Raw genomic sequence first — 13,226 nt, 5'->3', positions numbered from 1 at the left:
GAGCCCATGCTCGGCTTTTCGGGCAGTTGCACGCGAGGTTGGCAACAGCCCCTGCCGTTGCCTTCGGCTCTACCGTAGATCCACGCGGTATGTGGATAGGCCACACCCGGCCGCAGCTACAACGCCAGCACCTGTCCCGGTTCCAGCGCCTGCAGAAACGCGTCGTCATGCGACACCACCACCAACGTGCCCGGGAACACCCGCAGCACCTGCAGCAGGTGCATCCGCAGCGTCATGTCCAGGTTGTTGGTTGGTTCGTCCAGAACCAGCAGCGCTGGGGGCTTGGCCGCCATCAATGCCAATGAAAGCCGCGCCCGTTCGCCACCGGACAATGCGGACACGGGCGTCTGCGCCGTGGCATCGCCGCGGAACAGGAAGTCGGCCAGGTGCAGCCGGCACTGGGTCTGGCTCCAGTCCGGCATCTGGGCAGACAGCGCCTGGAGAGGCGTGGCCTGCATCGGCAGGTCCCGGTAGTGCTGGTCGAGCAGGGCGATCTGATCAGCTGGCGGCAGCAACCAGTCACCATCACGGTGGATGCTTGGGTCGCCGCACAGCGCGCGTGCCAGCGTGGACTTGCCGCTGCCGTTGTCACCGGTGATCGCCAGGCGATCACCGACATCCAGGCGCAGATGCAGTCCACCCAGCACCGTTTCCGTGGCATGCGCCACGCTGGCGTCGGTCAGCTGCACCACCACTCCCTCACGTCGCCAGCCGGCCGGCAACGCGAAGGTAGGCTCGATGATGGTCTCCCGCTGCAGGTCATTGCGACGAGCCTCGATGTCTTCCTGCTGCTCACGGATCAGCAGTTGCTTGCTGCCGGCGGTGGTATTGCCACGGCCGAGCTTGGTGGCTGAACGCACGCCGCCCCACTTGCGCTGTTCCACCTTGCGCACACCGCGTTCCCGCGAGCTGGCGGCGCGCTGCTGTTCGCGCATCAACGCCTCATGGGCCTGGCCGCGCTCCTGATCCAGCTGGCGCAGCTGCCGGTCGCTGGCCTCGCGTCGCTGCTGCAGGTCCGCCTGATAGTCGCGGTAGCGGCCGCCGAAGTGGCTCACGCGCCCGCCACGTATGTGCCAGAGCTCATTACAGAGCGCATCGATCAGGGCTTCATCGTGGGTGGCCACCAGCAGCGCGCCATGGAACTGGCGCAGGCGCGCGATCAACGAGCGGCGTGCACTGCGGTCCAGGTGATTGCTGGGTTCATCCAGTAGCAGTACGTCGGGGTCGGCATCAAGCGCGCGGGCGAGCGCATGGCGCATCTGCTCGCCGCCGCTACGAGAGGAGTCATCGAGCACGTGCTGCGGCACGTAGGCGATGCGTGCGCCATCGCGCCGGATGATGGTCCCGCCACTGGGCACCAGAGTACCGGCCAACATCTGCAACAGGCAGCTCTTGCCGCTGCCGTTGTCGCCGATCAGGGCGATGCGGGCGCCTGAGGGCAGGTGCAGGTTGACGTCGGCCAGCAGGGCGCGGCCGTTGAAATCCAGATCCAAAGCATGGGCACGTAACATCGCGTGCGGTCCTCCTGTTGCTGCGCGCTCACTGCATCCGAACGCGGACGCGCAGCTTGGAACAGGGGCGAGGCCGGAACAAGCGAGGAACCGGCCAAGATCCGCCGCAGGTGGGCCAGACCTGCTTCAGCCGCGTTCGCTGGTGATCCGTGCGCCCTCGCGCATCACCAGGGTCACCGGGGTCTTCTCCACCACTTCCAGCAGACGCTGCCACTGTGCATCGCTCAGCTCAGCGCTGGCGTGCAGCACGCGATGTACATGGAGGCGTCCATCCGCATCGCGTTCCGAACGCAGCTCGGCATGGAACTCGCCCAGCTCCCAGCCCTTGCGTTGCGCATACATGCGCAGGGTAATGGCGGTGCAGGCCGCCAGTGAGGCCAGGTACAGATCGAACGGCGCGAAGCCCTTGCCCTGGCCGCCGAGCGATGCCGGCTCGTCCGCGTCCACATCAAAGCTGCCATTGCTGATGTGGTGCAGGTAGTTGTCGCCGGTCGAAACAATGCGTGCGTAGGCCATCGGAGTCTCCATCTGTCTATAGCGTCGAGCCGTGCTCGACTGCTCCATAAAGGCGGCGCCAGCCAAGGCCAGCGCCGCCACGAAATCACTCGGTACGATCGTACGAGAACTGGATACCCGCCGTACCACCGGTTTCGATGAAGAGGTTCATGAACGCCGGCACCGTTTCCGAACGGGCCCAGTCGCGCTGCAGCTCGCAGAACAGCTGCGGCACGCTGATCAGCTGGCCACCTGCCTGTTCGATGCGGCGCAGTGCGGCTTCGTGTGCCGCCAGCGAAGTGCCACCGACGGCGTCGACCACCACATACACCTCATAGCCTTCCTTCAACGCATCCAGGGCCGGGAAAGTCAGGCAGGCTTCGGTCCACAGCGCGGTCATGATCAGCTTGCGACGGCCGGTGGCTTCCACCGCTTGGCGGAACTCGACGTCCTCCCAGGAATTGATGGTGGTGCGGTCGTAGGTGGGGTGGTCGGCCAGCACCTTGCGCAGCTGCGGAATCGGCGGCTTGTTCAGGCCGGTCTTGACGTTGACCGTCGAATGCACGATCGGCAGCCCGTAGGCCACTGCGGCCTTGGCGGTGCCGACGATGTTGTTGACCAGCAGCTGGCGGTCCATCGAGGCGATGGAGTTCACCTGCACCGGCTGGTAGTCGATGATGATGAAGGCGGAATTCTGCGGGGTCAGCAGGTGGTCGCTGGCCGGGTCGCGGATCGGTTCACTGGACATGGTGGGTCTCCGGTTGGGAGGGGGCCGGCGGCTGGCGGGCACCCCGGGGGCAGCTCAGCTGCGCTGCGAATCCAGCTGCTCGTGATTCTTCTGCACGTCCTGAGCCTTCAGGTAGCTTTCGATCAGCAGCTGGTAGTTCGGGAAGATCTTCGTGTAGACCTCGGCCCACTGCTGGGCGTCGTCGCGGTTCCAGGTGCGCTGGATCTCCGAGGCCACCGCGGCGGTGTCCATCGGCACCACGCCGGCCTGCGCCACGCGGGCCAGGGTGATCTCTTCAGCCATCTTCGAATAGGTGCCCGAGGCATCGATCACCGCGAACACCTGGTAGCCATCGGCCACGGCGGAGATCGACGGGAAGGCCATGCACACGCTGGTGATGGTGCCGGCGATGATCAGCTGCTTGCGGCCGGTGGCCTTGACCGCAGCAACGAATTCCGGGTTGTCCCAAGCGTTGATCTCGCCCTTGCGCGCCACGTACTGGGCATGCGGGGCCGCGTTGTGGATCTCCGGGATCAGCGGGCCGTTCGGGCCCTGAGGAACGGAGGCGGTGGTGATCACCGGCATCTTCGCCAGCGTGGCCATCTTCGCCAGCGCAGTGGCGTGGGCGCGCACGCTGGTGAATGGCATGTCACCGATGGTCTGGAACAGGCCGCTCTGGTGGTCGATCAGCAGCATCGCGGCGTTGTCCGGATCGATCACCGGGCGGGCACCGTTGAAGTTGGCGGGGGTACTCATGGTCAGTCTCCTGGGGAAGGTGGGCGATGGCCCGTTGGCGCGACGGGTCATCACCCGCCGCGCGGAAGCGCTCAGTGCGCGATCTGGCCGAAGCGGCCGCTGTTGAAATCGTTGACCGCCTGGCTGATCTCGGCCTGGCTGTTCATCACGAACGGGCCGTAGCCCACCACCGGCTCGTCGATCGGCTCGCCGCTGAGCAGCAGCAGGGTGGCGTCACTGTCGGCGTCGACGAACACGTCTTCACCACTTCGGTCGAAGGTGACCAGCTGCGCCTCACCGACCGGCTGGCCGCCATTGACGCGGACCGTGCCCTTCAGCACCACCAGTGCCAGCGTGCGGCCATCGGCCACCGCCAGTTCGGCGTGGTGGCCCTGCTGCAGGCGGATGTCCCAGACATCCATCGGCGTGTGGGTACGTGCCGGACCGGCGTGGCCGTCGAAGCGGCCGGCGATGACACGGACGCGGCCGGCGCCATCGGGCAGCTCCACCGAAGGGATCTGCGCATCGAGCAGGGTCTGGTAGCCCGGTGCGCCCATCTTGTCGCGGGCCGGCAGGTTCACCCACAGCTGCACCATGTCCAGCGTGCCGCCGCGCTTGCTGAATTCCGGTGTGTGGAATTCCTCGTGGAGAATGCCGGAGGCAGCAGTCATCCACTGCACGTCACCCGGGCCGATGGTGCCGCCGGCACCGGTCGAATCGCGATGTGCGACCTCGCCGTCATAGACGATGGTGACGGTCTCGAAACCGCGATGCGGATGCTGGCCGACGCCACGCGGCGTTTCGCTGGGCGCGAAGCGGTAGGGGCCGGCATAGTCCAGCAGCAGGAACGGGCTCAGGTGCTGGCCGTGGGTGTTGTAGGAAAACATCGAGCGGGCGGGGAATCCGTCGCCCACCCAGTGCGGGCGGGGGGCGCTGTAGGTACCGGTGACACGCTTCATGGCGATCTCCTGGCCGGGGCTGTCGGCCGCTGTTCTTCGTTGCAGGAGACGATATCGCCGCGACAATTGGGCCGGTAGACGCCAATATTTGCCGTCATAGTCCTATATGGTGAACAATGGTCGCAGGCCGTGGGCCGCAGGAGATCGCCCCGTGTTCATCGCAGATATCCGCCGTTGTGACCTCAACGACCTGTTCTATTTCGCCATGGTGGTCGAGCACGGCGGCTTCTCGCAGGCAGGCCGGGCGCTGGCCATGCCGAAGTCGAAACTGAGCCGGCGCATCGCGCTGCTGGAGGAACGGTTGGGCGTGCGCCTGATCCAGCGCTCGACGCGGCGTTTCTCGGTCACCGAGGTCGGCCAGGACTACTACCGCCACTGCAAGGCGATGCTGGTCGAGGCCGAGGCCGCAGAAGAAGCCATCGCGATGTCACGCGCCGAGCCGCGCGGCACCATCCGCCTTGCGTGCCCGATCGCGATCCTGCACGCGCGCATCGGTCCGATGCTGGCCGACTTCCTGGCCCTGCACCCGCAGGTGTCGGTGCAGCTGGACGCCACCAACCGCCGCGTGGACGTGGTGGGCGAGGGCGTGGATGTGGCGATCCGGGTACGGCCGCCGCCGCTGGAGGACAGTGACCTTGTGGTACGCGTGCTGGCGCGCCGAGTGTGGTGCACCAGTGCCAGTCCGGCGCTGCTGCAGCGGCTGGGCACGCCGCAGGTGCCGGCCGATCTTGCGGTGATGCCGACGGTGGACCTCGCTTCGGCCAGCCAGCAGCACGTCTGGGAGTACAGCGGGCCGGACGACGTACAGGCCAGTGTGCATCACCGTCCGCGCCTGGTCAGCGATGACATGATCGCGCTGCGTGCGGCGGCGGTGGCCGGGGTCGGGCTGTTGATGCTGCCGCGGATGATGATCACCGATGAGCTGGAGAGCGGGGCGCTGCTGCCGGTGCTGCCCGAGTGGGTGCCGAAACACGGCATCGTGCATGCGGTGTTCCCGTCGCGGCGTGGGCTGCTGCCGGCGGTACGCGCGTTGATCGATTACCTCGCCGAGCGTTTCGAGGCGTTGGATGAACCGTAGGCTCCGCATCCACGCCATGCGTGGATGATCCTGGTGCCGCGCGACGGGCCTTCGCTTGCCGCCTGCGGCCGTGCAGCCCACAATCCACGTCCGGACCGTCGCCATCACGCCCATCATTCCCCGGTCCGGCCTTGGCACCTATGTCTCCCAATGCCCTGGCGCTGGTCGAGCTGCTGATCCGCGAGCGCCGTGCGTTGTCGCGCTTCATCGCGCGCTATCTCGACCCGGCCAGTACCGAGGACACCCTGCAGAACCTGTACCTGAAGGCCAGCAGCGTGCCCGGCGATCCGCCGATCCTGGAACCGCGTGGTTATCTGTACCGGATGGCCTACCACCACGCGCTCAACCGCAGCCAGGCTGACGCCCGCGAGCGGCGCGCGATGGCCGAGTACGCCGCCGACATGGCCGAGGCCGGCCACGATGGCGAGGCGCAGGCGTTGGACCAGGCACAACTGCGCGAGATCACCCAGACCATCCTCGCGCTGCCGGCGCAGGTGCGTGAGTGCTTTGTGCTGAACCGCTACCTGGGCCTGAGCGAGCGTGAAATCGCCACTCGGCTCGGCATTTCCAAGAGCCTGGTCGGCAAGCATGTGCTGCGCGCGGCGCTGCTGATCCAGCAGCATCAACAGGGAGCGCGCCGATGACCGGCGATTGCCGTGGGCAGATCGCACCCGCCATTGTCACAACAGGAAAGCGCACCCGTTCGCGGTGCGGCAGGCCACAACCATGACCACGTCCGAACCCTCGCCGCGTCAGGCCAGGCAGGCGTTGCGCTGGGTGATCCGGTGCAGTGCAGGCCCGCTGCCGGAACGCCAGCAACGAACCCTGCAGCGCTGGCTGCAGGCCGATCCACGTCATGCGCTGGCCTGGCGCCAGCAGCAGGCCTTCTGGCAGGGGCTGGATGCCGCCGGGCCCGAGGTGCTGGCGGCGCTGCCCGAGCTCACGACCGATCGCGAGGGGCTGCGCCCGATCGCGCCGCGCCGCCGCCTGCCATGGCTGCTGGCCAGTGCCGCCGCCGTCGTACTGATGGTGACGGCGGCACCGCACGCGCTGCTGCTGGCACGCAGTGACCTGCGCAGCAGCGATGCACCACGCGTGGTGCAGCTGGAAGACGGCAGCACCGCCGTGCTCGATGCGGGCACCGCGCTGGCGCTCGAGTTCGACGGCCAGCAGCGTCGCCTGCACCTGCTGCGCGGGCAGGCCTGGTTCCAGGTGGCGCACGAGGCTCGTCCGTTCCAGGTCGAGGCCGCGGGCGGCCGGGTCCGTGATATCGGCACCGCCTTCAGCGTGTCGATACAGGACACCACGGTCACCACCCAGGTCAGCGAGGGTGTGGTCGACGTGCGTCCGGGCGACGGCAGCGTGCAGCGCCTGCATGCCGGGCAGTCACGGGCGTTCCGTGACGGTCGCTGGCTGCAGCCGGTGCAGCTGGAAGATCCCGAGGCCATGGCGCCGTGGCGGCGTGGTGAGGTCGCGATCGACAATCTGCCGGCCGCGCAGGCCATCGCCGATCTGGCGCGCTATCGGCGTGCACCGGTCTGGGTACTGGGCGGGCAGGGCGCGAACGTGCGGGTCAGTGGCCTGTTCCACCTGCAGCAGCCGGAGACCGCCATTGATGCGGTGGCCGCACAGGCAGGACTGCGCGTGCAGCGCTTGCCCGGTGGCGCGTTGGTGCTGTGGTGAGGTGCCGCCGGTTCATGGCGGAATACGCGGCATGAAAAAAACATGAAAAAACCGTGGGCAGTCGCCACACGCGGCTGTCTATAGAGGTATAGCCAGAGCGAAACACCGTTTCTTCTCAAGCCAGACACACCACCGGCACCGGATGTGCCCGTGGTCCAGCCACGCTTGAGGAGTTCCTGTCCATGCCGTCCACGGCATCTGCCTGTCATCGCCGCGCCACCGTCCTGGCCCTGGCCATCTCTACTGCATTGCTGCCGCTGGCCTGGGTGCCGGTCGTGCAGGCGCAACCGGCGGTCGTCGCGCCGCTGCGCCCGTACACCATTCCGGAACAACCCTTGGCCGACGCCGTGCGCGCCTTTGGCCGCCAGGCCGATGTGCAGGTGGTGTTCCGCAGCGATCTGGTGGAAGGCCGGCGCTCCAGTGCAGTCAAAGGCGAGTACAGCCAGATGCAGGCGCTGCAGCAGCTGTTGCGCGGCAGCGGCGTGCGCGCACAGCGCGGCATGGACGGCACCTGGAGCCTGCGGGCCGCAGCGGAGGCGGGTGAAGGGGAAGGGGTGCGGGTGACCGAAACACTGGACGTGGCCGGTCGCCTTCACTCGGAAGGGGGTGAGGCGCGCGATCGGCGCGGCTACGATGATGTGTTCGCGCTGGATCTGACCACGGCGTATTCGGGGCGCGACCGGGTGGAGCGCTATCGCGGTTCCAATCCGGCCGACGTGGTCAAGGATCTGGTCGGAGTGTTCAGCGGCGATGCGCGCAACAGCGGCGCGCTGGACGTCAACATCCGTGGCATCCAGGGGCCCGGGCGGGTGCCGGTCAGCATCGACGGTGGCGAACAGGCGCTCACGGTCTGGCGCGGCTACAACGGCGTCAGCAACCGCAACTACATCGATCCCAACCTGATTGGTGGCATCCAGGTCATCAAGGGGCCAGGGCTGGTGCGCGATGTGCACAGCGGGATCGGTGGTGCGCTGGTGATCAAGACCATCGACGTTGACGACATTGTTGCTGCCGGCGAGCGCTTCGGCGGGGAGCTGAAGATCGAAGGCAGCAGCAATGCAGTGGCACCGCGCCTGCCGAGGCTGCACACCGGCGAGGATTACCGCACCGTGCCAGGCTTCCCGCAGGGCTCGCCGAACTCACCCTATGACGACCGCACCCTGGTGGTGCCGGTGAAGTCGCGTAGTGGCAACAATCCCTTCGATGGTGAGGACCAGGCCTGGCGATTGGCACTGGGTGTGCGCGGTGACAACGTCGACCTGATGGCCGCCTACGCCTGGCGCAAGCGTGGCAATTATTTCTCCGGCAGCAAGGGAAGCGCGTACTACGACCAGGACCGGCGCGAGCAGTACGAGTACCAGGGCATCGACTACATCACCACGCTGGCGCGCTACTTCAAGCCGGGCGATGAAGTGCCCAACACCTCCAGCGAACAGGAGTCGTGGCTGGTCAAGGGAACCTGGCAGATCAATGACGACCAGCAGCTGAAGGCCACCTGGCGGCGCACGCTGTCGCACTACGGCGAGATCATGCCGTCGCGCATCCTGTCCGCGCCGGACTACGGTCGCATCCAGTGGCCGCTCAGTCGGGTTGCGTCCGATGCCTGGAACCTGGAGTACCGCTTCCAGCCGGCCGGTAGCCGATGGCTGGACGTGTACGCCAATCTGTGGCGCACCGAAACGGAAAGTGACACCTACACCGCCGGTGGCTTCCCCAACTTTGCACCGGGCAATCCGGCATGGAACCCCGGGGTCAGCCCGATCCTGCGCAACACCGCACTGGCCAATGCACGCAACGACCGTACCGGCCTGACCCTGAGCAACCGCTTCGCGCTGCATTCCACCCTGGATCTGACCGTGGGCGGCAACTGGCAGTACGAGAAGCTGGGTTCGCGCGATCCGTATTTTGGTACCACCGATGGGTGGCGCATGTTCCCGCGTACCGGCCGCCGCCAGGAGGGCGAAGGCTATCTCAACCTTGAATGGCGCCCGGTCGAGTTCCTTACCCTCAATGCCGGCGTGCGTTACAGCCGCTACTGGGCCTTCGACGACTTCCTGCAGGCGCATCCGGAACTGCTGACCAAGGGCGTGGGAAGCAAGGAGGCCACCTACCGGGTCAATGAACTGCCTGAGCGTCCGGCCAGCCTGCAGGCGCAGATCGATGCGCTGGAGGCCGACCGCGAATTCTGGGAGAGCATCGGCATGGGCTCGGTCGTCGATGACGCACTGCGCGGCCTGCTGGCCTATTACGAAACGCCGCAGGCGGTGGAGCACAGGGTGCCCTGGTTGCCCGATGCCAACGGCAACTATGCCCGCGCGACCAACCCCTGCCTCAACGGCGAGGTGGCGGCCATTCCCGGGGTGCTGCCGCTCTATGCCGGCAGCGACCGGGTCTGCAACATCGGCAACACCATGCAGTCCAGGCCGGTCGACGGGCGCAACGATCGTCAGCGCGATCACGCGTGGCTGCCCACCTTCTCGGCCACGGTGAACCTGTCCAAGGCCGCGCGCGTCTACCTGCGCTACAGCGAAGCGGTGCGCTTCCCGAGCATGTTCGAAAGCACCATTGCGTTCTCCAGCAGCCTCAATCCGCTGTACACGCTCAAGCCCGAGCATGCCTACAACTACGAATTTGGCTACGTGCACAACCTGTCGGGGCTATTCGGCAACACCGCCGATGCCGACGTCAAGCTGGCCTACTACGTGCACAAGACCCGCAACGTGATCGAGCGCGATGCCTACTTCCTGTTCGACAACATCGACAAGCAGACCATCCGTGGCATCGAGCTGCAGGCGCGTTTCGACAACCGGCGCTTCTTCACCGACCTGGGCATCTCGCGCACGCTGGAGAACGAAGTCTGCGACGAAAGCAGCGCCGTTCTGCTCGATGCCAATCGCGGCCTGGTTCCCAACTGCGTGCAGGATGGCTTCGTCAGTGGCTACCTGCTGACCCAGGCGATCCCGAAGCTGTCGGTGAACTGGTCGCTGGGCACGCGCCTGTTCGACGAGCGGCTGGAACTGGGCAGCCGCATCGTCCACTACCAGCGCCATGACAACCCCGATCTGCAGGCCTACCGCGACCGCCTGCTGGCCGGTGGCAGCAGCCTGCTCTGGCAGAACGTGCCGTTCACCTGGGGAAACATCACCACTGTCGATGCCTACGCGCGCTGGCGCGTCAACGACCACGCCAGCGTCGAGCTGGTGGGCAGCAACCTGGGCAACCGCTACTACGTCGATCCGGCGACGCGCTCAACGCTGCCGGCACCGGGCCGCACCTTCAAGCTCGGCATCACCGCACGCTTCTGACCTCCCGCTTTCAAGCGTTGTACCTGTAGTTCCCATAACCCAAGGAGTAATACCATGAAGATGATCTCCCGTTCGGTTCTCGCCGTCGCCGCCACCTTCGCCCTGGCCGGTGCCGCCCATGCAGCCGACATCGTCGGTGCGGCCAGCCCGGCAACCGATGCCGAGCTGTACGTCGCCGTCGGCGAATCGCAGGTCAATGGTGGTCCGCACTCGGCGGGCAAGGCCGGCATCGGTGTCGGTACCGTCTCCAATGCCAAGCCGGTGGATTTCCAGGGCCTGAGCCTGTACTCGGGCACCACCACCGTCAATGGCACCAACGTGCGCACGCTGGCCATGCCGATCACCGGCGCCCCGGGCAGCCACGCCGGCATGGGCCACTTCAACTTCGTCAAGGTCGGCAGCGGTGACGTGTGGTTCGGCGAATGGTCCAAGGATGGCGCCGCCGGTGGCTTCAACAACCGCCAGGTGTATTTCGTCGGTGATCGTACCGGCACCACCCTCCCGGCCGGTGTGGCCACCTACAGCGTGGCGGGCCTGAACAAGTTCAATGGCAGCAACCTGTTGTCGGGCACCTTCCGCGCCAACTTCGGCAGCGGCACGCTGCAGGGCGGCCTGGCCGGCGGCGGCCTGTCGGTCAACGTCAGCGCCTCGATCAACAGCGCCAACGCGTCGTTCGCCGGTTCGGCCACCGCCAATGGCACCGTTGCCGGCACCACCCAGGGCCAGTTCTTCGGCGCCAACGCGGCCACCCTGGCCGGTATCGCCACCTTCAGCGGCAACAGCCAGTACGACACCGCCTTCGGCGGCAGCAAGAACTGATTGCCACGCCCCTGACGGGGCAGGGCAGGGACAAGCCGCGATCCGCCAGTCCCTGCTTCGGCCCGCTGCATTGCATCACCACGGATCGCCCATGCGCCACCCCATTCTTCTTGTGTTCCTGCTGTTGATCGCCGCCGATGTACGCGCCCAGCAGGACGATCTGCGCCGCGTGCTCGAGCAGGGCAGCGAACTGCGCCACCAGCAGCAGGACCAGCAGCGGCTGCAGCAGGCCGAGTCGGAGCGGCCGACCATCACCATCGACGGCCAGACGCTGCGCGTGGAGCGCACCGTCGATGATCTCGGCCAGGCGCTGTACCTGTCGCTGCAGCATCAGCAATGGCAGGCCGCCGCTGCGTTCCTCGAGGAGTACATCGAACTGCCGGGGCATGATCCCCTGCTGCGCCACTATGCGCAGGGGGCGCTGGCGCGGGTGGCCGGCGACCATCGTCGCGCGGTGAAGGAGTACGAAGCGCTGTTGGCGGCGCAGCCGGATTTCTTGCCAGCCCGCCTTGAGTTGGCGCGTGTCTATGCGGAAGACCAGCGCGATCGCGATGCGGTTGCGCTGTTCACGGCCATCGCTGCAGGCATCAATGCCGATGATCCGGCCACGGCCGGCGTCCGCGCGCGCGTGGACGGCTACCTGAGTGCCCTGCAGGCCCGTCAGCGCTGGAAAGGCGCGCTGTCCGCCGGCCCGGCATGGAGCGACAACATCAACCGCAGTTCCGCCAGCCGCACCTGCCTGTTCGGCGTGGGCGACGCGTGCATCATCGAACGGAAACTGCCCGACGCCCAGCGCGCGGCGGGCCTCGACTTCGACGCCAGCCTGGAGCGGCGCTGGGTGCTCGGCGGGCATCATGGGCTGTACGTGCGCGGTCTGGCCTTCGGTCAGACATGGCGCGGGCACAGTGAGTACAACGAGCTCAATGCCAACGTGCAGGCGGGTTATAGCTGGCGTAGTGCACGGCAGACCGTGCTGCTTGCCCCCAGCTATGACTATCAGGGCCTGGGCAACCATGCGCTGCAAGGCGGCAGTGGCGTGCACGGGGAATGGCAGTACGCCCTGGATGCACGCAGCCTGCTCAAGCTGGAGGCTGACTGGAAGCGCCAGCGGTATCGCCAGCAGGGCCTGGCCAGCAACTACGACGGCGAGCTGGCATCGTTGTATGCCACCTGGTTCCGCGCGCTCAATCCGCGCTGGACGGTCTTCGCCGGGCTGGATGTCACCGACAGCAGCGCAGCAGACTCGGCCAACGGCTTCCGCCAGCGCGGCCTGCGGCTGGGCGCGGCGCGGCAATGGAGCGGCACCACGGCCACCGTGTTCGTATCGCTGCGCGAGCGTGACTACGACGCATGGAGCCCGTTGCTGGAAGCACGGCGTGAGGACAGCGAACAGAACCTGATCGCCATCGTCCGCAGCGAGCGCCTGGCCGTGGCCGGGCTGGTGCCCAGCCTGAGCCTGCGTTATGCCCGCATCGACAGCAACGTTGGCTGGCTGTACAGCCATGATCGCAATCTGCTCAGCCTGAAGTGGGAGCGGGCCTTCTGAACGCGCCGTGCCCGCGGCCTTCATCGATCGTCACGCGCTCTTGTAGGCCGGATCGCGCATCCTGCCCTCGTTGCGACCGCAGGCGGGTCGCGTGCATCGAGGAGCGAGGAACGTGCTGGAAGCGGGCAGCAAACCGGAGGGCCTGAAGGGGCTGCGGGTACTGGTGGCGGAAGATGAATTCGCCATCGCGATGTTCCTGGTCGACTATCTGGAGCTGAAAGGCGCACAGGTGGTGGGGCCGGCGGGAAACCTGCAGGCGTTGGGGCAGCTAGTTGTGATCTCTCTGTAGGTTGTTCATCCGGGACATCTTTGGAAAATGGTGGTTACCACACCGTTCCAGTCCCCAAAGAGCCCGGATGAACAATCAT

11 protein-coding genes and 1 pseudogene are annotated in these 13,226 nt (G+C 66.7%); 7 read left to right on the top strand and 5 right to left on the bottom strand.

Annotation, left to right across the window (positions count from 1 at the left end; all coding sequences use genetic code 11):
- Positions 1–116 precede the first annotated feature (116 nt).
- The 5 genes from AC0Z6F_RS00060 to AC0Z6F_RS00040 form a co-directional block, all read right to left on the bottom strand.
- The gene (locus AC0Z6F_RS00060; RefSeq protein WP_012511239.1) at positions 117–1,511 is read right to left on the bottom strand and encodes an ABC-F family ATP-binding cassette domain-containing protein; all 1,395 of its coding nucleotides are present in this window, start codon (positions 1,509–1,511) and stop codon (positions 117–119) included.
- Positions 1,512–1,637: 126 nt separating this feature from the next.
- Positions 1,638–2,027: an OsmC family protein gene (locus AC0Z6F_RS00055; protein ID WP_012511238.1), complete on the bottom strand. Its 390-nt coding sequence runs from the start codon at positions 2,025–2,027 to the stop codon at positions 1,638–1,640.
- 85 nt (positions 2,028–2,112) lie between these two features.
- Positions 2,113–2,754: a hydrolase gene (locus tag AC0Z6F_RS00050; RefSeq protein WP_012511237.1), complete on the bottom strand. Its 642-nt coding sequence runs from the start codon at positions 2,752–2,754 to the stop codon at positions 2,113–2,115.
- Positions 2,755–2,808: 54 nt separating this feature from the next.
- Positions 2,809–3,489 carry a hydrolase gene (locus AC0Z6F_RS00045; protein ID WP_012511236.1) on the bottom strand — a complete coding sequence of 227 codons (681 nt, stop codon included), beginning with the start codon at positions 3,487–3,489 and terminating at the stop codon, positions 2,809–2,811.
- A gap of 71 nt (positions 3,490–3,560) precedes the next feature.
- Positions 3,561–4,427 (bottom strand): pirin family protein, encoded by an 867-nt coding sequence (locus AC0Z6F_RS00040; RefSeq protein ID WP_012511235.1) that lies wholly within the window; start codon positions 4,425–4,427, stop codon positions 3,561–3,563.
- Between the two features lie 151 nt (positions 4,428–4,578).
- On the opposite strand from AC0Z6F_RS00040, the gene AC0Z6F_RS00035 reads away from it, so the two are divergent.
- The 7 genes and pseudogenes from AC0Z6F_RS00035 to AC0Z6F_RS00005 form a co-directional block, all read left to right on the top strand.
- Positions 4,579–5,505, top strand: coding sequence for a LysR family transcriptional regulator (locus AC0Z6F_RS00035; protein ID WP_012511234.1), 927 nt, complete (start codon positions 4,579–4,581; stop codon positions 5,503–5,505).
- Positions 5,506–5,645: 140 nt separating this feature from the next.
- Complete coding sequence (locus AC0Z6F_RS00030; protein WP_012511233.1) at positions 5,646–6,149, top strand: RNA polymerase sigma factor; 504 nt, start codon at positions 5,646–5,648, stop codon at positions 6,147–6,149.
- Positions 6,150–6,231: 82 nt separating this feature from the next.
- Positions 6,232–7,188 carry a FecR family protein gene (locus AC0Z6F_RS00025; RefSeq protein WP_006370406.1) on the top strand — a complete coding sequence of 319 codons (957 nt, stop codon included), beginning with the start codon at positions 6,232–6,234 and terminating at the stop codon, positions 7,186–7,188.
- Between the two features lie 182 nt (positions 7,189–7,370).
- On the top strand, positions 7,371–10,493 hold the full coding sequence (locus AC0Z6F_RS00020) for a TonB-dependent receptor (protein WP_006370404.1): 3,123 nt from the start codon (positions 7,371–7,373) through the stop codon (positions 10,491–10,493).
- 54 nt (positions 10,494–10,547) lie between these two features.
- On the top strand, positions 10,548–11,312 hold the full coding sequence (locus AC0Z6F_RS00015; protein WP_012511231.1) for a Slam-dependent surface lipoprotein: 765 nt from the start codon (positions 10,548–10,550) through the stop codon (positions 11,310–11,312).
- A 91-nt stretch (positions 11,313–11,403) separates the two neighbouring features.
- Positions 11,404–12,858, top strand: a complete 1,455-nt coding sequence (locus tag AC0Z6F_RS00010; RefSeq protein WP_012511230.1) for a surface lipoprotein assembly modifier — start codon at positions 11,404–11,406, stop codon at positions 12,856–12,858.
- Between the two features lie 112 nt (positions 12,859–12,970).
- Positions 12,971–13,132: pseudogene (locus AC0Z6F_RS00005) on the top strand (response regulator); the annotation flags it as partial.
- Between the last annotated feature and the right edge of the window lie 94 nt (positions 13,133–13,226).

The sequence above is a fragment of the Stenotrophomonas sp. 1L-E-5-B-C3 genome (assembly GCF_057292075.1).
The sequence above is the reverse complement of the archived record's forward strand: the minus strand, read 5'-3'. Positions and strand labels throughout refer to the sequence as shown.